General features: G+C 53.6%; 18 protein-coding genes. 5 read left to right on the top strand and 13 right to left on the bottom strand.

What is annotated here, in order from left to right; translation table 11 throughout:
- Positions 1 to 2: 2 nt before the first annotated feature.
- Entirely contained in the window at positions 3 to 689 is a 687-nt protein-coding gene (locus U738_RS03040; RefSeq protein ID WP_035577192.1) for a GntR family transcriptional regulator, read from the top strand.
- A gap of 104 nt (positions 690 to 793) precedes the next feature.
- Positions 794 to 1,348: a DUF1415 domain-containing protein gene (locus U738_RS03045; RefSeq protein WP_035577194.1), complete on the top strand. Its 555-nt coding sequence runs from the start codon at positions 794 to 796 to the stop codon at positions 1,346 to 1,348.
- A 29-nt stretch (positions 1,349 to 1,377) separates the two neighbouring features.
- Here the strand turns inward: U738_RS03045 and U738_RS03050 are convergent, their stop codons facing one another.
- The 10 genes from U738_RS03050 to U738_RS03095 form a co-directional block, all read right to left on the bottom strand.
- A complete protein-coding gene (locus U738_RS03050; protein ID WP_051912750.1) occupies positions 1,378 to 3,042 on the bottom strand; it encodes a sensor domain-containing diguanylate cyclase in 1,665 nt (554 codons plus the stop codon).
- Between the two features lie 163 nt (positions 3,043 to 3,205).
- Positions 3,206 to 4,870: a methyl-accepting chemotaxis protein gene (locus tag U738_RS03055; protein WP_035577195.1), complete on the bottom strand. Its 1,665-nt coding sequence runs from the start codon at positions 4,868 to 4,870 to the stop codon at positions 3,206 to 3,208.
- Between the two features lie 353 nt (positions 4,871 to 5,223).
- Positions 5,224 to 5,718 (bottom strand): GNAT family N-acetyltransferase, encoded by a 495-nt coding sequence (locus tag U738_RS03060; protein WP_035577196.1) that lies wholly within the window; start codon positions 5,716 to 5,718, stop codon positions 5,224 to 5,226.
- A gap of 23 nt (positions 5,719 to 5,741) precedes the next feature.
- On the bottom strand, positions 5,742 to 6,734 hold the full coding sequence (locus tag U738_RS03065) for an LLM class flavin-dependent oxidoreductase (RefSeq protein ID WP_035577197.1): 993 nt from the start codon (positions 6,732 to 6,734) through the stop codon (positions 5,742 to 5,744).
- Positions 6,735 to 6,873: 139 nt separating this feature from the next.
- Complete coding sequence (locus U738_RS03070; protein ID WP_035577198.1) at positions 6,874 to 7,560, bottom strand: SDR family oxidoreductase; 687 nt, start codon at positions 7,558 to 7,560, stop codon at positions 6,874 to 6,876.
- A 130-nt stretch (positions 7,561 to 7,690) separates the two neighbouring features.
- Entirely contained in the window at positions 7,691 to 8,968 is a 1,278-nt protein-coding gene (locus U738_RS03075; protein WP_035577200.1) for a nitrate regulatory protein, read from the bottom strand.
- 329 nt (positions 8,969 to 9,297) lie between these two features.
- Positions 9,298 to 10,650 (bottom strand): NarK family nitrate/nitrite MFS transporter, encoded by a 1,353-nt coding sequence (locus tag U738_RS03080; protein ID WP_035577204.1) that lies wholly within the window; start codon positions 10,648 to 10,650, stop codon positions 9,298 to 9,300.
- A 343-nt stretch (positions 10,651 to 10,993) separates the two neighbouring features.
- A complete protein-coding gene (locus U738_RS03085) occupies positions 10,994 to 12,013 on the bottom strand; it encodes a patatin-like phospholipase family protein (protein ID WP_035577207.1) in 1,020 nt (339 codons plus the stop codon).
- A gap of 111 nt (positions 12,014 to 12,124) precedes the next feature.
- Entirely contained in the window at positions 12,125 to 13,249 is a 1,125-nt protein-coding gene (locus U738_RS03090) for a CZB domain-containing protein (protein ID WP_035577208.1), read from the bottom strand.
- A gap of 168 nt (positions 13,250 to 13,417) precedes the next feature.
- On the bottom strand, positions 13,418 to 14,140 hold the full coding sequence (locus tag U738_RS03095) for a murein L,D-transpeptidase catalytic domain family protein (RefSeq protein WP_035577210.1): 723 nt from the start codon (positions 14,138 to 14,140) through the stop codon (positions 13,418 to 13,420).
- A 106-nt stretch (positions 14,141 to 14,246) separates the two neighbouring features.
- On the opposite strand from U738_RS03095, the gene U738_RS03100 reads away from it, so the two are divergent.
- A complete protein-coding gene (locus tag U738_RS03100) occupies positions 14,247 to 15,884 on the top strand; it encodes a L,D-transpeptidase family protein (RefSeq protein WP_035577213.1) in 1,638 nt (545 codons plus the stop codon).
- Between the two features lie 93 nt (positions 15,885 to 15,977).
- Here U738_RS03100 and U738_RS03105 read toward each other — a convergent pair whose 3' ends face one another.
- Positions 15,978 to 17,672, bottom strand: a complete 1,695-nt coding sequence (locus U738_RS03105; RefSeq protein WP_035577216.1) for a peptidoglycan DD-metalloendopeptidase family protein — start codon at positions 17,670 to 17,672, stop codon at positions 15,978 to 15,980.
- 442 nt (positions 17,673 to 18,114) lie between these two features.
- Between U738_RS03105 and U738_RS03110 the strand changes: the two genes are divergently transcribed.
- Together U738_RS03110 and U738_RS03115 are read left to right on the top strand one after the other, a co-directional pair.
- Positions 18,115 to 19,038, top strand: coding sequence for a LysR family transcriptional regulator (locus tag U738_RS03110; protein ID WP_035577219.1), 924 nt, complete (start codon positions 18,115 to 18,117; stop codon positions 19,036 to 19,038).
- Between the two features lie 91 nt (positions 19,039 to 19,129).
- A complete protein-coding gene (locus U738_RS03115; RefSeq protein WP_035577223.1) occupies positions 19,130 to 20,122 on the top strand; it encodes a glutathione S-transferase family protein in 993 nt (330 codons plus the stop codon).
- A 106-nt stretch (positions 20,123 to 20,228) separates the two neighbouring features.
- On the opposite strand, the gene U738_RS03120 is transcribed toward U738_RS03115, so the two are convergent.
- Positions 20,229 to 20,711, bottom strand: coding sequence for a PRC-barrel domain-containing protein (locus tag U738_RS03120; RefSeq protein WP_035577225.1), 483 nt, complete (start codon positions 20,709 to 20,711; stop codon positions 20,229 to 20,231).
- Positions 20,712 to 20,792: 81 nt separating this feature from the next.
- The gene (locus U738_RS03125; RefSeq protein ID WP_035577228.1) at positions 20,793 to 20,990 is read right to left on the bottom strand and encodes a CsbD family protein; all 198 of its coding nucleotides are present in this window, start codon (positions 20,988 to 20,990) and stop codon (positions 20,793 to 20,795) included.
- Positions 20,991 to 21,190: the final 200 nt, after the last annotated feature.

Consider the following 21,190-nt stretch of genomic DNA (forward strand, 5'->3'; position numbering starts at 1 on the left):
TCATGAATAATTCTTTACCTAAGTCAGCAGGGCCAGCTGGGCTAGCCGGGACAGCATCAAGCCGTGTATTTGATAATTTGCGCAAAGATTTAGTCGGCGGGCGTTTTGTTGCCGGCGAAAAGCTCGCGATCAATGCGCTTAAAGATCGCTATCAGGTCGGTTTAAGCCCGTTACGTGAAGCGCTCAATAAACTGGCGGCCTATGGATTGCTGGTGCAGGAGAACCAGCGCGGCTTTCGGGTGCCGAAGTTGTCGCGTGATGAGCTGGACGATATTGCTCAGATGCGCTTGGAAATGGAGGGAATGGCGCTCGAGCGGGCTATCGCTAACGGCGACTCGCTTTGGGAGGCCGATTTGTTGGCCGCCGCGCATCGCCTGAAACGGGCCGATATTACCTTGGATAAAGGCGAGGAGTGGGAGCATCTGCATACCCAGTTTCACCGTACGTTGGTGGCGCCGTGTGGGTCGGTCTGGTTACTACGCTTTATTGAGCAGTTGCATGATCAATTTGACCGCTACCGGCGTCTGGGCCCAAAAATGCCGACGATTCGCCAGGAGCTGGATGAACAGCATCATCAACTCGTGGAGCTGGCACTGCAGCGTGATGCTAAAATGGCGCGAGAATTAATGGATGACCATATTCATAAATCTTACGAAGTCGCCCTGAAGCGTTACCAAGAGCACGTATAGTGCGTAAAGAAGCATTAGTCACACACATTAGCTGTTAACCATTGATAAACTGCCGCCCGCGGTGTGTTGGCTATCAGCCGACCTAATGGAGTAAAGAGGGTGCTATGCACGCAGACAACCAAATAGTGGTGCAAACCCTGAACTGGGTGCGCACCTTCATTGTAGCGCATGATATTTGCCCGTTCGCTCAGCGGGAGCTCTCGCGCGAAGCTGTCCGCGTTGAGGTCGTGCGCTCCAAGAAAATCGAAGTGGCGCTTGAGGAGTTAATGGTCGAGGTGCAGTGGCTGGACGAGCACCCAGCAACAGAAACCACGCTGCTGGTATTTCCAACGCTGTTCAAAAGCTTTGATCACTATCTGGATTTTGTTGAGCTGGCCGAGAGCATCCTGGTCGACCAGGGGTATGAAGGGATCTATCAGCTCGCTACCTTCCATCCCGATTACTGTTTTGACGGTGCTGAGCCGGATGACGCCGCTAACTATACCAACCGCTCCCCCTATGCCATGGTGCATCTGCTGCGCGAAGAGAGCGTCGAAAAAGCGATTGAGTTTTACGGCGATACCGACGCTATCCCTAAGCGCAATATTGCTAAGTTAACGGCAATGGGCAGCGAAGCCGCTGAGCAGCAGTTGCAGCACTGTTTTGATATGAAGGACTAGCGTTTGAGCTTTATGGCCTGGGTTTGAAATTAAAAGGGCTCAGGCTTGTGAATCACTAGCTGGTGCTTACCTTTGCTTTTGGCTGCGTACAGGGCGCTATCCGCAAGTTTTAGCACCGTCTCAATATGCAAACCGTGGTGCGGCCACCAAGCAGCGCCCAAGCTACAGCCCACGTGAGCGCGCTTATTTTCGGGTAATAAAATCGGTTGAGCGATAGCAGTAAGTAAACGCCTACTAACCTCGTGAGTAAGCATTTCCAGGTGTTCTGGCTTGGTTTTAAGTACCATGACGAATTCATCGCCACCCAGGCGTGCCACCACATCGCCACTGCGCAGAGCGTTTTTCAGCCGCTGAGTGACTTCAATGAGCAGCAGATCCCCGGCGTGGTGGCCGAGCTCATCGTTGACCTGTTTGAAACCATCCAGGTCGATGTACATCACCACCATGCTTTGCTGGTTTCTTTCAGCCTCTGGGATGGCCAGCTGCAGGTATTGATTAAGAAACGAACGGTTAGGCAGGCCTGTTAGCGGGTCGGTATTGGCTAAATCCTCCAAACGATGGATCGTTTGCCGTTGATCCAGCAAGCGGCTAACCATGTTACGCATAGAGGTCGATAGGCGTTTCATTTCAGGAGAGCCGCTTTCCGGGGGAATACAATCGGCGTGCTCACCCTCCTGTATTTGATCGGCGGCCCTGGCTAAGCGGGTGAGAGGAGCCACCATTCGAGAGGCAATCACCCAACCAATCATTGCAAATAGCAGCGCCAGTAGAATGCCTATGCCCATAATGGCTGCCTGAAGCTGCTCTACAGGGGCAAAGGCTGATGCGACGGGGTTACGGGTAATGGCTATCCATCCCAATCCAGGAAAGTCCTCAAAGCCACTGCTGCGCGCATAGCCGGTGACAAATTTCTCGCCATTGGGCCAGGTTTCAATGGCCCATTGTGGCGATGTATTGGTAGGGCTAGGTAGGTGTTCAAGGCTGCCTAACGGTTTTCCCATCAGTGCCTCTGGCCCGAGCAGTACGGTACCATTGGCTGAAAGTAGTAGTATTTCGTTATCTTGCCGCTGCTTAGCGGGCGAAAACATGGATTGCTGAATATATTCGGCCCACTCCCAACTCAAATGTACCGCCAGAACGCCCTGGAGTTCCTCATTGCGGTCATACACTGGAGTGGCAATATCGACAAATTTAAGCTCTTCGCCGCTGGGGTTAGGCAGTAGTTGAGCGAGTAGCACTGCTTCATGAACATCGCCTATCCAGAGTGCCTCGCGTCCTTCAATAAATACGGGCCTTTGCGCTATCGAAACGCCTTCTAAAATTCCTCCAGTAGCTGCTTGAACAGTACCTTCTGGGTCGGTAAAGCCAATCCACGAAACGACGTTGTGGTTGTCTTGCAGGCGCTCTAGCTGCTCCCGTAGAGCGCTAGTAGTGGTGTCATTAGTGAGCGCCTGCATACCTAATAGGAGTTTTACCTCTTTGATGCGTGCGTCCATGCTGCGATCCAGCTTATCCACCATTTGATAGGCGGCTTCAGAGGCTGCATTACCAATATTGGCTTCCATTTGCTGTGCTGATTCACGCGATGCCACCCAGCCCAGTAGCAGCGTCGTGGCAAACACCAATGTGGCAATCAGGGCAATAAACCGAGAGCGCAACGAGAAGCGTGAAAACAACCAAGTATCAACAGACATAATTTGCCATTACATAGGAAAGGAGTGACTTACTTAATTGTCATTATGTAGGAAAACGTACCTTATTCTGTCGATATTTGCATTTAACTGGTTGTTATTTTTTATTAACGTTAGTGGCAACTCAGTGGCAAAAGGGCCAGCCGAGCTGGCCCCGAAGTGTGGCCTAAAACTCTTCCCAATCGGGCGTGGCGCTAGGCAATTGTTTAGATGGATAAGCGCGAGTAGTTGCAAACTTCTGCTGCGAGCTAGTGACAGCGGGGCTTTCCGCACCACTATTAGTCACGCGCTTCAGTTTGAAGGTGGTGACTAACTCGGCCAGACGGGTGGCTTCATCCTGGAGTGATGCAGATGCCGTACTGGTTTCTTCAACCAACGAAACATTTTCCTGAGTGGCGGAATCCATTTGAGAAACTGCCGTACTCACTTGGCTAATGCCCGACTCCTGCTCTTTTGCGGCGAGAGCCAGCTCTTGCATCATTTCCGTCACTTTACGAATTGCTTCGTTAATTTCCGCCATATCATGGCCATTTTTCGCTGCTTGTTCCGCACCCACCACAATACGCTGCGAGATATCTTCAATCATGGTGCGTATTTCTTTCGAAGAGGTGGACGTTTTTGTGGCTAATGAGCGGACTTCGCTGGCCACCACTGCAAACCCTCTGCCATGTTCGCCTGCCCGGGCAGCTTCCACCGACGCATTCAACGCCAGAATATTGGTTTGAAAGGCGATCGAATCAATCACCTGCACAATATCGTTGACTTTGTGTGAGGTTTCTTCCAGTTCGCGCATCAGTAGGCTAGTGCGCTCAGAGGCCTGTTTGCCGGTATTCGCCTGTTGTGCTGCGTCTTGGGTTAGCTGCTGTGCTTGACCAGCGGTATCCGCGTTCTGCCGCACAATCGATGAAATTTCATCCATACTCGCAGCAGTTTGCTGCAAAGCCGCAGCTTGTTGCTCGGTACGTGAGGCGAGGTCTTGGCTGCCGCTAGCGATTTGCTTGGAGCTAGAGGCGACGGCTTCGCTACTTTGATTGAGTGTGCCAATCATCTCTTCCAGACGCTCTTGCATATCCTCCATGGCGCTATAAAGGCGACCGATCTCGTTACGCCCTAGGTCGTCGATATGGCTGGTCAAATCCCCCTTTGCAATGTTTTCGCAAATGCTGACTGCCCGCTGTAGGGGGCTGATAACGAGCCGATTAATAATTATTTGTACCACAATATAGAGCACAATCGCGGTTAAAGTGAGAACGCCTACGGTAATACCAAAAATGATGCTGTCGCGCTGTGCTTCTGAGAGAACTTGGTTGCCTCTGCTCAGTGCATAGTCATTAAAATTACTGATCGCAGTGCTAAAGCCGGAGAACTTCTGATTCATGGGATCACGGTATTCGTCCAGTGCCTCATAACGCTCATTGGCTAAATCACTTCGTAAGGTGTCAGTGACAATAAGGTTGTAACTATCGACAATTGCATCGATTAGCGGGCGACGATCAGAATCGCTTGGGAGTTCAAGGCGAGTAAGTTCTGCAATACGCTGGTCGGAGTTCTCCAAACCCACCAGCGCTTCTCCTAGCGCACGCTCAGCATAGTTTTCGTTGCCATTGCGGTAGTGCTGTGACATGCGCTCTAGCCTGACCCGCATTTCCATTAGATTTGTTTCTGCACGATTAGCAGCACTCGCTTGTTGAGCGCTGATCTCATTAATTTCTGCCAGCAGCTGTGCACCTTCGCGTTCTGCCATGGCGCCCATGCCACCCAAAATGATAAGCATGGCTAAAAGCACAATCAGTGCGCCAGCAATCACTCTCTTAACTGATATATTTTGCATTGATACTTCTCCTAATACTCCCCGCACCTGAATTGGTGTCTAGGGGAGTTTTAAAAGGTACCAATTGCTTGGTAAGCTGGCGGGTTAATTAAGCTGTTTTTAATGTATTATATTTTTAAATGCTTAATCACGATAAAGTTGTATAGTTAAATGTTTGCTTGCTATTTGAAGAGTTTTTGTATTAAGTTTTATTTAAAATAAAAGCTTTTAGGCTTTTTCGATGATTAAAAGAGGGGCTTTAATTTCTATAGTGAAAGAGGGTAGAGTAAAGGAGGGAAGAAACAAAGGCTGAATTAGGAGCGTAAACCCCTAACTCAAGCCAGTGCTTTCAATCGTTACCTTAAACGTAACGGTTAAAGTGTCTTATGCATCACATAAGTGTCGACAAACCCAAGGTGCGCATGACGGTAGGCATTAGGAACGGTACCGACAATGCTAAACCCAAGTTTCTGCCATAAGGCGACGGCGACTTCATTGGTGGCTACCACGGCGTTGTACTGCATGGCTAGAAACCCTAGTTCGCGTGCCTGTTGCTGGGAGTGCTCACACATGGCACGCGCTACGCCTTTGCCCCGTGCGGCAGGGGTGACCATATAGCCACAGTTGCATACATGGCCACCAGGGCCTGCCGCGTTGGCTTTTAAGTAGTAGGCACCCAGCACTTGGCCATTTTCATCTTTGGCAACCACACTCGCATTAGGCGTTTTACACCATAGCTGACGGGCAGCTTCAAAGCTGATATCGGGATCAAACGCATAGGTTTCTTGCGCTGCGACAATGGCTTGGAAAGTTGGCCAGAAAGCAGCAAAATCGTCATCCGTCATTGGAGAGAAAGCGAGTGTGGTCATAAGTATCCTGTACAGCGAAGCGCTTAACGGGCTGCCTCAGCCACAATTTCGTAGCTACGCAGGCGGTCAGCGTGGTTATAAAAATCGCTATTAATCATAAGCTCATCGGCGCCAGTGCGCGCTTGGAACTCCTCCAGCTCCGCTTTCACCGTCTCTGGCCCACCAATAATCGCCGCGCCTAAAAACTGGCTGACTTGGGCCTGCTCAACCGGGGACCAATCCAGTTGCTCAACCGGTGGCTGTGACTGAGTTGGCTTGCCGCGGATCAGGTTTAAAAACTTCTGCTGCGCGGTCGTGGCCAGGTAGTGAGCCATCGCGTCGCTCTCTGCGGCCATCACCGGTAGGCCGACCATGGCGTGGGGCTTGTCGAGGTGTTGCGATGGACGGAAGTTGTCGCGATATAAGCGCAGGGCTTCAAATAAATAACCCGGCGCAAACTGAGCAGCAAACGCAAAGGGTAGGCCCAGCTTAGCCGCCAGCTGTGCGCTGTAGCCGCTGGAGCCCAGCAACCAAATAGGCACATGGGTACCCTGGCCAGGCACCGCTTTCACGCGCTGCTGGGGCTCTGCATCGGCTAAGTAGCTGCGCAGCTCGTTAAGCAGTTGTGGAAAATCGTCGACCCCCGCATGGGCGTTGCGCCGCATCGCCTGCATGGTGGCGCCATCCGAGCCCGGCGCACGCCCTAAGCCCAGGTCAATACGGCCAGGGTAGAGCGTTTCCAGGGTGCCGAACTGCTCGGCAATCACCAGCGGCGGATGGTTAGGCAGCATAATGCCACCGCTACCTACGCGGATAGTGGACGTTTGTCCGGCAATATGACCAATCAGTACCGCGGTGGCGGCGCTGGCGATACCGGCAATATTGTGGTGCTCAGCGAGCCAGTAACGGGTAAAGCCTAGCCGCTCGGTTAATTGTGCAAGGGCAACGCTATCGCGGAAGGTCTCAGCGGCGCTGCCCCCCTGACGAATAGGTGCCAGGTCGAGGACGGAAAGTGCCGTGGAAGCGAGTTGGCTCATGGGTCACCTGCAAATAAATTCGTGGGCGCGTAGAGTGAAAAAATTACTTAGCGCGCTTGGTAATTACACGTTATGCGGCCAGTGCAGGTGAATTGCAAGGTGTGGATTGTGCAGGTGGTGTTCGCTGCACCATAAACATTCACTCAAGCGGCGGGGTGGGGCGAATAAGAATTTCATTCACATCTACATGGGCAGGCTGTGCAAGCGCGTAAACCACCGCATTGGCAATGTCGCGATCCTCTAAGGCATGTGTTGGGGGTTCATCAAAAAAGGGCGTGTCGACCATTCCCGGTTCGATCAGCGTGACGCGCATGCCTGTACCGCGGAGCTCTTCGCGCAGGTTGTAGCCGATTCCCGTGACCGCCCATTTGGTTGCGCTATACATAGAGCCTGGAATAGTCGTGCGGCCTGCCGCTGAACCGGTTAATAACACATGGCCTTTGCTACGTTTAAGGGCAGGCAAGCAAGCCTGGATAGTGAGGCCCACGCCGTAGATGTTGGTAAGGATCATCTCACGCCATGCGTTGTGGTCAGCCTCGCTAAAGCCGCCGGGTGAGCCGCCACGGCCAGCGTTGGCAAAGACGGCATCCAGCCGACCAAAGGTTTCCAGTGCCTGCTCGACCATGGCTTGTTGCTGCTCCATGTTGGTCACGTCTAGCTCGCAGGTCAGCACGTTTTCCGGCCCCAGCTCTTGAGCAAGTGCGGTGAGCTTGTCGCTAGAACGGGCGGCCAGCACCAGTTTGTAGCCTTCACGTGCGGCTGCTCGGGCGGTGGCTGCGCCAATGCCGCTGGATGCGCCGGTAATTAATAGCACGCCGTTATGCATGGGGTGCGCTCCTTGCTCGTTTAGACAGTTAAGTCTTAAGCATGGCTAACCTCATGCCATCCTGCAAACATCCCTTGATCCGCCAGGTACGGCACTGCTCATTAATCATTAACGGGAATGCCCATCAGCGTTAGGTTTTAGCATCTTTACGCTTTAGCATCGCTGAGAGATCCAGTATTGCTTGGGCCATATCCGCCATGCTTTTGCTCTGATCCATCGAGGTTTTACGCAGAAAGCGGTAGGCCTCTTCTTCGCTCATGTCCTGGTGGGCCATGATCAGCCCTTTGGCGCGTTCAATCAGTTTGCGTTCACGCAGCGCTTTGCGGGTATTTTCCAACTCATCGCTAAGCCCCTGCAAACGGCTGGCCTGGGCTTGGGTAAGTTCAATTAGCGAGCGGCCTAATGGTGAGGTGAGGGCGTTGGCGGTCAGATCGCCTAACGGTTGCCCATCATTAAGCGCCAGCAGTTGTTCGCACGGCGCAGGTGCATAAGTACAAGGCTGCGTTTTAGTTTTCTCTAAAGCGTCTTGCGCTTGGGCGATTTTGCGGTGGCACAGTACGCTCAGCTGTGAGATCAGCGCATCTTCAACCCTTTTCATTGAGTCGATACGCAGGGTGGTCAATTCGTACCAGGTTTCACCCAACGTATCAGGTGTCTCTTTGGAGGGTGATGGCGTTGTCGATGAGCGCTGGCAGGCAGTGTCTCTCAGTTGGCAGATACCTGACAGCGTGCGTGGTGAAAGCTCCTTTTGCCAGGCCTGCTGCGCTTCAGGTGTCGCGAACTCGACAAAGGTGTCAAAGCAGCGCTGTTGATCTGCCATGAGTTGATTGAGCAGCGCGCGATGGGGCTCGTCGAAGTGGCCATGGGTAAAGCCAAAAGCGCCGCAGGCGCGTTCCTGGCCAGCCAGCTCTTTGCCCTGCATCAAGTGGAAAATGGCCACTAGCGTGCGGGTAATATCAGGATCTATAGAGGTGTCTGCGGCCTCAAACACAATGGCCAGCAGCCCGCTAGTTAACTGGTTAAATGCCTGTGTCGCCGCATCGGGCGTGATGGCAAAGGTATCGATGGCCTGGCGAAGCGCGCCAAGTTCGTCTAGGGCGTACCAAACGGCAGCAATCCGGCGCAGTAAGCGCGCGGCGGCCTGAGGGCGAGCCTCCTCGCTGAGCGCTTCCAGCCGTTGGCGCATTAATGTCTCAGCCTGCTGGCTGTGCTCCCGGTAGGTGTCGCGGCGGGTTTTGAAGCGTTGACCTTGGGAGACAAGGTAAATCGTCGAGGCGCCCCGTTCACGCTGGAGCATATGAATAAAGCGGCTAATATCACCGACTATATCGGCGGTGGTGGCAAGGTGGGTAAGGTTGTCGATATCGCAACGGATGGCGGTTAAGAGCAGTTGCTGCGCTGAAGACATAGAAATTTCCTTAGTGGCTTGCCACCTAAATGAGGCTCTTCGTCATTCGGTATGGAATTATTTCTGTCAGCCTGACAGTTGACCTGTGGGAGGTAGCTTTAGCTCGCGACCGTTTAGGCTGCCAGCCTGACAACACCGGGGTACCTTCGCCCGCTGGAAGCGGCCTCCCACAACAGACAGTTGGCTTGGTGGTTTCTGTCTGAACCGTGAAGCACAAAATGTGCCGGTTACTATTAAATCCACATTAGATGACGAATAACCCTAAATGAATACACTCCCATACTGCTAAGTAGCGAGATGGGAGTGTACGCGACTGTACTGGAAAGCGTTTAACGTAACGACAGAGCGCCTGCGCCTACGTCATCACCCACCGCGTCGCGGTAGGCTTTGGCCTCTTCTGCTTCGGTTGCATCGCTAAAGCGTACTAGCAACACACAGGAGGCCAGCACCAGTACCGTGAGGCCTAAATAGAACAGGCCTTGTTGATACGTTAGGCTTTCACTACGGAACAAAAATGCTGCGCCTACTGCGCCCACGTTACCGCCAGCACCAACAATACCCGCGACGGCCCCCAAGGCTTTTTTATTGATAAACGGCACCACACCGTAGGTAGCGCCTTCTGCCATCTGCACAAACAGGCTGAACACCAGCATGATACCTATCGCAAGGCTTAACACGTGCATCTGTGAGAATGCCACCAAGGCAATACCTTCGCAAACCAAGGCAATAAACAGCCAGCGAACGCGTCCTTTCAATCCCCCTTGCTTGGCGAAAAGGTCTGAGAAAACGCCCCCAAGGGTACGCGCAAAAATATTCATTAACCCGAACAAGCCAGCAATCAGACCAGCGGTGGCCAGGGTGAGATCAAACTTATCGAAGAAGTAGATGGCGGCAATGTTGTTGATCGTGAGTTCCACGCCAAAGCAGAGGCCATAAACGACGAACAGCGCCCAAACACGGATATCCTTGGCGGCGGCTAGAAAGCTTTGCGCGGCACCATTTTCACCCGAGGCTTCAGGCAATTCGCCGCGTGCGCGAAGTTCGCTGAAGTTACCATTGGGCGCATCTTGAGTGAAGAACCAGTAGCCAATACCGGTAAAGAACATCACGACACCAGGTACCATCATTGCCAGGCGCCAGCCAAAGGCTTCGTTAACGCCCAGCATCAGCATGCCGGAGAAGATCAGCGGCATCAGAATTTGTGTAGTGCCGCCACCTAAGTTGCCCCACCCCGCGCTGGTAGCGTTGGCGGTGCCAACCACATTGGGGGCGAACATCATCGAGGTGTGGTACTGGGTAATGACGAAGGAGGCGCCAATCGCCCCTATGGCTAAGCGTGCCAATAGAAAAGTTTCAAAACTGTCGGCTAAGCCAATGCCCATCACCGGGATAGCACCTAGCAACAGTAGCCCGGTATAGGTTTTACGCGGGCCGATGCGGTCGCACAGTACGCCAATCGCAAGGCGCACAATGACGGTAATCGCCACTGAAGCGATAATCGTATTGCCGATTTGTGTTTGAGTCAGCGAAAGGTCTTCGCGAACAATCGCCATAAGAGGGGCGATGCCGAACCAGCCGAAAAAGCAGATATGAAACGCGAACCATGAAAAGTGGAAAGCGCGCATTTGAGGGGTCGAGAAATTGAATAACCGAATGCGGTTGGCTTTGTTGCGTATGTCCATGGGATGGCCTCACGGGGCATAAAACGAGTTGATCGCTACGCAACGCAAACGAGTTAGCGCGTTACGCAAACAATTGACGAGAACATGCCTTCATCGTTGAAGGTCAGGCTCGACGCACTCGTACCCAGTTGGGCCTGGTCCACGCCTACCACCACTGGTAGGAGTTATGCAGGTAGTTTGCCAGTTGATTGTTTGTTGATAAAAATCAAAATGTTAATTTATTTTTGCTAAGCATGTGAGAATTGAAAGGCCAACAGTATGCTGCATGATTGGGCATGCAGTGCTGGTTTTGCGGCATCTTGGTGCTAGAGGAGTTTTTAACAATGGTGGTTTATGGCGCCGGTTATTCATGTAAATAGACGGCGTCTATATCCAGTGTGGAGTGGCTACCGATGGCATCGAAGTGCTCGCATAACCAGCGTTCGGCGGCGGCTTGGCCCTGCTCATATAGATGGCATAGAAAAGGCCACTCGGAATTGGATTTGCTAGAGACCGAGAGCTCCTCAAGCGCCTGCTCACCGCTGATGCGGTGGAACAGAGCCTGCTGATAACAGTTTTCAATGCCCTGCTCATCAAGGGCGTGCTTAAGTAGTGCGATCATGCGGATCTCTTTAATCAGTGCTGAATTAAAGGTGATCTCGTTAAGGCGGTTCATAATCGCCGACGCTGAGGTAGGTACTTCATTACGGCTGATAGGGTTAATTTGTATCAGCAGGATGTCCCGCGCGCTGCACTCTTCCATGAGAGGGAACAGCGCTGGATTACCCATATAGCCACCATCCCAATACGCTTCGCCGTCGATCTCCACCGCCTGGAACACAAAGGGTAAGCAGGCGGAGGCCATCACGGCGTCAACGCTCATCTCTTCACGACGGAACACGCGCTGTTTGCCCGTACGTACATTGGTGGCTGCCACAAACAGCTTGAGCTGCTGGCATTGTCTCACCCGCTCGAAATCAATGTGATCGGCCACGATATCGCGCAGCGGATTTATGTTGAGTGGGTTGAGTTGGTAGGGGGAGGCCACTCGGCTTAACAGATCCATGGCAACAAAGCCGGGCGAGTGATCCAGGCTCCAGTTGCCGGTTAAGATATCCATGGGGGAGCGGCGGATGGGGCTGGCCATGCCTGCTCGGCTCACTGCTTGCCAAAAATCGTGCAGTGCTTGCCGAGCGGTCTCTTTATCACCTCGTGTCAGCGCATCGGCCATCACCACGCCGTTCATCGCTCCGGCGCTGGTACCGCTGATACCTTCAATTTCAATACGATCATCGGCCAGTAGGCGATCAATGACACCCCAGGTATAGGCTCCGTGAGCGCCGCCGCCTTGTAACGCGAGGTCTAGCTTTTTGACCTGTGCCATATGCTTTTTCCTATTGTCACTAGTGGGAATAGTGATTGCAGTGGAAACAGCATGGCATAGGCAGCTAGAGAAGACGAAAGGCTATTTAGCGGGCAGCTCTATGATGGGCGCTTAAGGCGCCCCTGCTAGCGGAGAGCGATGGCTGGTTGAGTAGGGCGCCTCGAATATGGCGTGCTCCATAAGTTTGTCCAGCTGCCGGGCAAGCTGCTGGCTGGCCTCTTCCATTACGCCTAAGGCAGCCAGTTGGCCATTGCGGTCGCCCAGGCGGGCAAACTTAAGTGCTTCAGCACCGCTGTCGTGCATACGACGATGGGGCGCCGCTAGCGCTCGATAAGCGTCGCTGCGTGCGTAGCGTTGGTAACCCTCTCCCTGTTGATGCCAGCGGCCTAAACGGCACTGGTGGTGATCCTCTAAGGGAGTGTCTGTGTTGGCAGACAGTAGCTGCTTATAAAGTCTGCACTTCCACACCGCATGATCAAGCTTAGCGGAGTGTAAAAATGCAGCGGTGGCGCTGTGATGAATCACCTTGTGCATATGCTGGGATTGGTCAGCCAGTTGATGCACTGCCTGCTTGGCTGTTTGCGCCGAGAGGGCAATCTCATCGTCAGCCAAGCGCTTTTTCACCACGGCCCGTGAGTGCTCTCTTACCTGGCAATTCACTTGTTCCATCAGCAGGCTGAGTTGGTGGCTCAATCGATGCATCGTAAGTGCTAAGCGGTGAACGTCATCAGCAATGGCTGCTAACCCCGGCGATGGCTGGGTTGCGGCGTCAGTGCTGCCAAGTAGACCTTGGCTATGGGCCGTTTCGAGCGCCGTGCTAACCGCTAGCGCTTGGGCGTGGCCCGCACTGCGTGCAAGACCGACCTGCATTTGGCTTAGGGCGTGTAAGGTTTTGGCGAGGACTAACGGGGGTAACGCTTCGGCATGCTCTGTGTCGTGGCAACGCTGATCAAGGGCATTGATCGCGTGTTCAGCCGCGGCAATCAAATTAACTGTCTCCGTTAGAGTAGCGCGCTCACCCGCCAACTGGTCGGCGTACTCTTGAATGCCGCTATTCAGAGAAGCCAGCATATCGGCTCCTCTTGCTTGCAGCATGCCGATGGAGTGCGCTGGTTTCATCAGGCTTAACAGGCGGCAGCTGGGAGACGGGGTAGCAGCGTCAAGCTGAGCGCGTAAGTCGGCGACTTCCTGTTCCAGGCGATGAATTTTTTGATATGGGTGCATAAAGGTGAACATGGCAGAGACACCTACGGCAGATAGCAACGTTTTGTGTTGATTTGTCACAAAGTATTGCAGAGAGTTCCGCTGTGCGCATGATTTAGCTGCCGTGAATGATGAAAATGAGCTATTGGTTGCCTGCAAGACTGAGGTTGTTAACGCTTATGCTTATTAAAAGCCCGGACATTAGCGCCGGGCAAGCTGTGCGGCGGCAGCTGTGCAGCCTAGAAAGGCTGAGGTGGCAAGCCACTCGGCATCAGGATAATAAGCGAACACGTACTGATCCTCTTTTAGACTGTCAATCAGCGGGTACGTCACGTCTTCACGTACTGCCGGGCAGCCATGGCTGCGCCCGAGCCTCCCGGTTTGGGTAATAAACGCGTCACTCACATAGTCAGCGCCATGGATCACAATCGCGCGCTCGAACGCCAAGTCATTAACATTGGGCTCCAGTCCCTCTAGTCGTAGCGAATAGCCGTTGCGGCCATAATAGCTGTTCATAGTACGAAATAGACCAATGCTGGACTGGTGGCTGTCGGGGGTGTTGGAAAACGTTTCGGCTTGGGCGTCACCGGAGCCTTGGCCGTGAGAGACCAGCTCTTCGAAGAGCAGCTTATGCTGGCGCAAATCAAACACCCATAGGCGCGGCTCGGTAGACGGCAGGGAGTAATCGATCACTGCCAGACGCTCGGCATTAGGTTCGGCACAGTTAAGGGCTTGAGCGGCTAAGCGCAGTGCCTCGGGTGATGCCTGAGGGGCGAGCTGCTGCAACTGGTGGTTTAAAGGCAATACGCCGCGGGGTGGCGTTGAATCAACTTGGGCAAAGAAACTGGCAGCGTGTAGCGGTAATGTAAATAATGTAAAAGGTAAGGTGAATAATAACGAGGCAACATTTAATCGAAGAGCCATAAAAGTCGATCCTACAAGCAATATCAGTCATTATGAAGATTAGCCGACTAAGATAAAAAAACAGGGTCGGCGATGTGGAAGACTATAGTAACGCAAGGAGAGGGCGATGAACGAGATACTGCCACTAAGACGATGGGCGATAGGGGTCGCTCTAGGTCTAACGCTTACCCACAGCCCTTTAGGCATCAGCACTGTGTATGCGGATTCAGCGCCGCTACAACAGGCGCTAGCCCAGCAGTTAAGCTCGTCGGTGGAAGCGCATCGGCTCCCCATCGCTGAGTTTTATCAGCTGCGCGATGGTCAGCCCGCCTGGCAGTCGGCAGTGGCGGTTGAGTCATTGGTCGCTGGGCTAAATAGCTTGGCAATTGATGGTCTGGCACCCGAAGACTACCACGCTGATACGCTGCTGGATGAGTTTCAGCGCAGTCAGGCCGGTGATGAAGCCGCCCAGGCGTCGTTTGATGTTAAAGCGACTCGGTCGCTGCTGCTGGCGCTGGATCATTTAGAGCGCGGCAAGGTGAACCCGCGTGATGTCGAGTCCCAGTGGGATGCGCCGCGCCCTGAACGTGGCTACTCGTTGCTGCGGGTTGTGCATGCCGTCGATGACCGTGAGCTTGAAAACGCCATGGCGTTAGCTCGGCCCTCATCCGCCGAATATCAGCAGTTGCGCGCTACATTGAAGCAGCATTATCAATTGGCTAACTTGGGCAGCGTGCCCTATCTAGACGCTCGGGATGAGTCGCTGCGCCCAGGTGACGAAGCCGACGATGTAAGCGTGCTGCGCCAACGTTTAGCGCTATGGGGGGAGGCGGAGTTGCAGGTGGCCGACGGTAGTGCTTATCCAATGATTAGCGTGCAGGCGGCGTCTAACCGTCGCACCTTTGACGCACCGCTAGAGGCCGCTGTGAGACGTTTTCAACGCCGCCATCTGCTGCAGGAAGATGGCGTGGTGGGTGAGCAAACCCGTTTGGCCTTGAACACTTCGGTGGCGGCGCGAATCGACCAACTACGGGTCAATCTAGAGCGCGCGCGCTGGATTCGTCCGATGCAGTCTGCCGAACCACGGGTGTGGGTCGACATTGCGGGCTACCGGATGCACTACGTGCGGCCTAACGGCCAGCATTGGGATGCCCGGGTGGTGGTCGGTTCATCGCGCCGTGAGACGCCGATTATCCACTCCACGATCAGTCATTTAACCATTAACCCTTCCTGGACGATCCCGCCGACCATTATGCGTGAGGATGTGTTACCCCAGGTACGTGCCGATATCGATTATTTGGCGCGTAAAAACATCCAGGTGATTAGTCTGTCGGGTGAGCAGTTGGTTGCTGAGGAGATTGATTGGCAGCGCCCGGGCGGCGTTATGTTGCGTCAAGTGGCGGGCTCAGGTAACCCGCTAGGCCGTGTCGTGGTGCGGTTTCCCAACGATGACATGATCTATTTGCACGATACCCCCGCGCGGGGGTTATTCCAGCGTGAACAGCGCGCGCTCAGTTCGGGCTGTATTCGAGTTGAAGGTGTGGCTGAGCTAGCCCAGATGCTGTTGCAAGACACCGGCAGTCGTTACCAAATGAGTACGCTATTGAGTGGCGGGAGCGATCGCAACGTGAGTTTGACCCAGCGTATTCCCATTGCGCTGCACTACTTAACCGCGTGGCCGAATGCCGAAGGCGAGGTGGAGTTTAGGCCTGACATCTACCGCCGCGATGCAACGCTACTGGCCGCATTGCGGCGTCCGGTTTAAGCATCTGCAAAGTTAAAATAGTGCACCCCAACGTAACGCACCGCCCGAGGGCGGTGCGTTACTTATAAGCGCTCGTTATTGCGTAGCGAAGCGCTAGTCGTCGCTTTCCTGCTGATAGTTAGCCACATTAACCGGCCCTGTTTCGCCGCTTTCCAGTGCAGCCAGTATCGGTGAGGCCTGGGTTTGGAAGGCAATAAGCGTGTCGCCGCTCAAACTGGTGTTTTCGGGCAGAGGGACGGTCATCGCATTCACAGGCGAGTTGTTAACGATGACTTCATAGTGCAGGTGAGGGCCAGTGCTACGGCCTGTATTGCCTGAAAGGGCAATGCGCTCGCCCATGGTCACTCGTTCACCTTGCTCAACCAACGGCCGGGAGAGATGCAAGTAGCGCGTCCGGTAGCCATTGTCGTGGCGGATAACGACATAGCGACCAGCGGCGTGATGGTTGCTCACACGCTCAACGACACCATTGGCGGGAGCCGTTACCGGTGTGCCAATAGGCATGGCAAAGTCAGTGCCGTTATGGGGGCTGATGCGACCAGTGACCGGGTGCTTGCGCCGAGGATTGAAGCTAGAGCTTAAGCGGTAGCTGCCCTCAAACGGGTGGCGGGCAAAGGCAGGGTCCAGGCTACCACCCTCGGGCGTATAGAAATTATCGTCGCTGGCATTACGTACAACGGTTAAGTCCATGCGTTCGCCGTCGTAATGAACCGCCAATACGCGGGAATCCAGCGTTTCCCCATCGATCATGTCTGACTCAACCAGCACCTGAAAGCGGTCGCCACGACGGCTGTCACGCCGAAAATCGAGTTTCTTCTCAAGCAGCTTTGTCAGCTCTGTTACCGAGCCGCTGTTCAAGCCTGTCGCCTGAGCGGAACGCGCGAAACTACCGCTGACGCTGCCTGCATAGAGGCGTTGAACAGGCTCGCCCTGGCGTTCAATTGTGGTGATGGCGAAGTGGTCTGCATCTTTCTCCAACAATATGCCATCACGGGTGTTTTTCATCATGCGTAGCGATAACAAACGCCCATCTTCATCCAGCTGGTAATCAAAGCTGTGCCCGGCGCGCCAGTTCGTTAGCAAGCGCTGATCGGGTAAATCCTCAAGCAGAGCCATCACTTCGCTGTAACCAAGGCCTAATTCATTCTGTGCCAGTACCGCGAAGGTTTCGCCAGATTCGACAATGTGCGTTTCCCACTCCGGCACAAACGGCTCTTCAGCTGCCAGCTCTAAATTAAGAAACGAGATATCATCGAATAGCTCAATGCCGTAGTCCTCATAAGAGGTGGCATCGGCAATTTCAACGGAGGAGTCGTCGTGATCGACATCCAGCATACCGCTGGTCAGCGTGCCCAGCACAATCGCCATATGCAGCGCCCCACCATCAAGGCCGCCACCTGTCAGTGCGGCAGTATTCAGTGCCGTGGCATCGCCACCCAAGGCGGGTTGGACCGCCATATCGGCTTCTGCGCTAGCAATGACGTCAAGATCAACGATCTCGGTTGCGGTGAGTTCACTGAGGGGGATGTTTTCGCGGGTGGCGTCGAGGGCGCGTGAGGCGCGGTCGATCGCATCTGCCACCGGGGTGCGTTCTTGACGCAGGGAAGGAACGCCCGGAGTAGAATCACTTGGAAGCGGTACCAGCACGCTTTCAAGTGGTGTCTGTGGCTGATTTAAATCTTGGTATGTCGTCAATAATTTTTGTGTGCCCAGCACGGTGACCATTGTGGCCACGGGTAACAGTAATAATTTATGCGTGCGAGGCAGCGAATGGAGGATTCGCAACATGGGTAAATGGACCGCCGAGTTCGTGATTAAAATTAACTATTAAGTGAATAAACCCAGAAACCATACCCGATGAAGGCAGGGGTGCATAGACTGTATGCCTATACATAAAATGTAATTAAATGCGAAAATGATAATAATAAACGCAAATCACTATTTATAAACAGTGTTTGCTAACAAATGTAACCGATAAGGCGTGCTAACTAAATAGCTGATGTTAACGATAGATGAAAACAAAGCTTTTTAAGGTTTACCTATAAGAGATGTCGAGTATTTGGGCGGGCGTTGGACGCCTTTTCGCCTGTTGCCAGCGGTTATTCTCAAGCATTTTACAAGCATGGGCGGAAGTGTTGGCTATTTCCTGGCATTCTAGCCATGTTTTCGAACACAAGTTTTTTCGAACATTAAGCGCATTGTTTCGCTGTATTGCGTTGAGGAAATCGAAATGTCCCGGGTAACACTTTCACAATGGCAAATGTTGGCCGCCGTGGTTGACCACGGTGGGTTTGCGCGTGCGGCAGAGGCGGTACATAAAAGCCCTTCTACGCTGAACCATGCCGTGCATAAATTAGAAGAGCAGCTCGGCGTCCAGGTGTTAGAGCCTATTGGCCGACAGGTGCGGTTAACCGAGGCGGGGGAGCTGTTGCTTCGACGTGCGCGCCAATTAATCGAGAGCGCGGCGTCACTTGAGGATGTCGCCACCCGGCTAGCCGCAGGTTTAGAAGCAGAAGTGGTGGTGGCCATTGATCAGGTGTTTCCTGCCGCCGCTCAAGCCAAAGCGTTAGAGCGCTTCTCTGAAACCTACCCCCAGGTGCGCGTTCAGTTACACGAGAGTGTGCTCAATGGCGGCATTGAAATGCTCTACGATGGCCGCGCCGATTTAGTGGTCTCTGGCATTGAGGCGCAGGGGTTCTTGGGCGAGCCGTTAGTAACGGTGCGCTTTGTTGCCGTGGCACACCCCCAGCATGTGTTGCACCAGCTGGGGCGCTCATTAGACCTGCGCGACCTGGCCCAGCATCGGCAGTTGGTGGTGCGTGATTCAGCCCTGCGCCAATCAACCAATTCTGGCTGGTTGAAAGCGGAGCAGCGCTGGACCGTCAGCCACCTAAACACCTCGCTTGATATGCTAAGGCGTGGACTTGGCTTTGCCTGGATGCCCGAGACACGCATTGCTGATGAGTTGAAAAGCGGCCAATTAAAGCCACTGCCACTGCCCGCGGGAGGGATTCGCGAAGTGCCGGTTCAGCTGATTTTTCGCGATCGGGATCGCGCTGGGCCTGCGGCGCATGCGATGGCGGCTGCACTGAAACAAGCCGTGGTAAGCGAGTGCGTGCTGCATGATTCGACTGACTCGAATGAAAGACCGTAAAACATCCGCTTGAGCCTCCTTGAAGCGGGCGTATGCTGAAAAAAAGAATGTATTAGCTCAGCACCCCAAACAACTGTTCAGGAGACGCCCCATGGGACTACTTGTAAACGGCGAATGGCAAGACCAGTGGTATGACACCAAAAAACACGGCGGCGAATTTGTCCGGGAATCAGCTCAGCTACGCGATTGGGTGGGCGACCAGGCTGAGACCGACGGCCACTGTTACCCGGCTGAAAAAGAGCGCTACCATTTATATGTCTCGCTCGCCTGTCCCTGGGCGCATCGCACCTTGATGATGCGTAAGCTGAAAGGGCTGGAACCGTTGATCGGCACGTCCCATGTAAGCCCCTTGATGCTCGACCAAGGCTGGACATACCGCCAGGACGAAGGCGCTAGTGGTGACCCCATTAACGGCGTCGATTTCCATCACCAGCTGTATACCATGACCGACCCGCACTACACCGGTCGCGTGACCGTCCCCGTGCTATGGGACAAACAGCGCAGTGCCATCGTTAATAATGAGTCCGCGGATCTGCTACGCATATTTAATCATGGGTTTGATGCGTTGACCGGCAACGACCTGGATTTTTACCCACACGACCTGCGTGACGTTATTGATGACGTCAATGCCGATGTCTACGACCATATCAATAATGGGGTGTATAAATCAGGCTTTGCCACCGAGCAGGCGGTTTATGAGAAGCATGTGAAGGCATTGTTTGACGCCCTAGAGCGTATGGAAGCGCGCTTGGCCGGGCAGCGCTATTTGGCCGGGGAGTGGTTAACCGAGGCGGATATTCGTCTCTTTACCACGCTGATCCGGTTTGACGCGGTTTACTATGGCCACTTCAAATGCAATTTTAAGCGCATTGAAGATTATCCCAATCTTTCCAATTACGTGAGGGAAATCTATCAGTGGCCGGGAGTGGCTGAGACCGTCAATATGGATCATATCAAGCGCCACTACTACTACAGTCACGATACGATTAACCCCACGCGGATTGTGCCTGCCGGACCGCTGCTTGATTTTCAGCAGCCCCACGACCGAGAGCGTTTGCCGGGCAAAGGGGTGCGGCGTAAATAGACGTGTAGCGTAAGTAGTGAACGCGCCACTAGGCGGTTTCCATCAAAAAGGGCCACCCAAACGGGTGGCCCTTTTGCTTATAGGTGCTTACTGGCTTGGCTTAACTTTATTCGTCTGCGTTTACCGCATCACGAGTTCGCTGCCAAGCGCTCTCAGCGCCTTCTTGGGTGGTTTGCCAAGCGTCACGGGCGTTGGCTTTGGTCTGTTCCCACCAGTCATTATCATAAGCGGGGAAGGCTTCCACCTCTTCCTGGCTGGCTTCAACCATGATGCGGTGCTCGGTGTCACCGTCGCCTTCAGTCTCGGTTTCGAGAGTGAAGTAATCGGTATCGACAACGATTTCGCGACCGCCCAGGCCAAGCACTGAGCCACTTTCAATCACGATGGCGCTGATACGCATCTCTTCATCAAACAAGATGTCATCAACATCGCCGATCTCTTCACCGGAACCGCCGGCAAAATAGACCTCTGCATCCAGAATATCGTCGGCAGAATACATGCCCTGGGGCTCGTTTTGGGCATGAGCGCCCATCGCAAAGCTTCCCAGTAGGGCAGTACTGATCGCTGTAGTCAGAATTGTCTTACGCATAGCATCTCTCCATGTGGCTACGATAAAGGGTAGGTCGTTTAGCGGATATAGCTGACAATGCCGACCTACTTAAAATGGAATCTACTGCTTATCAGCCCAGTCGTCGGCTTGACGCTCTGCTTCTTCACGTTCAATGCCATATCTCTGTTGAAGCTTACCTACCAACTGGTCTTTCTTGCCGCCGATTTGATCCCATTCATCGTCAGTAATTTCGCCCCAGCTGGAACGGGCCTTGCCCTTCATTTCTGTCCATTTGCCTTCAATTTGATCCCAGTTCATCGCATCGCTCCTTGAGAATAGTGAACTTGTTTAGGCAATTCTTAGGTTAGACTATATATGCACAAGTGCAAGCTCTTGATTCATTGTGGTGCAAGATTGAGAGGTAAGAGAGTGTACGTGAAAAAACTGGTCATGAGTAAAATGCGGTGTTAGGATGCGCCTTCCTCGCATGTGTTGACCCCTCCATCATGACGGTGAGT

The organism is Halomonas sp. TG39a, assembly GCF_000744395.1.
Classification (GTDB): Bacteria; Pseudomonadota; Gammaproteobacteria; order Pseudomonadales; family Halomonadaceae; genus Vreelandella; species Vreelandella ventosae_B.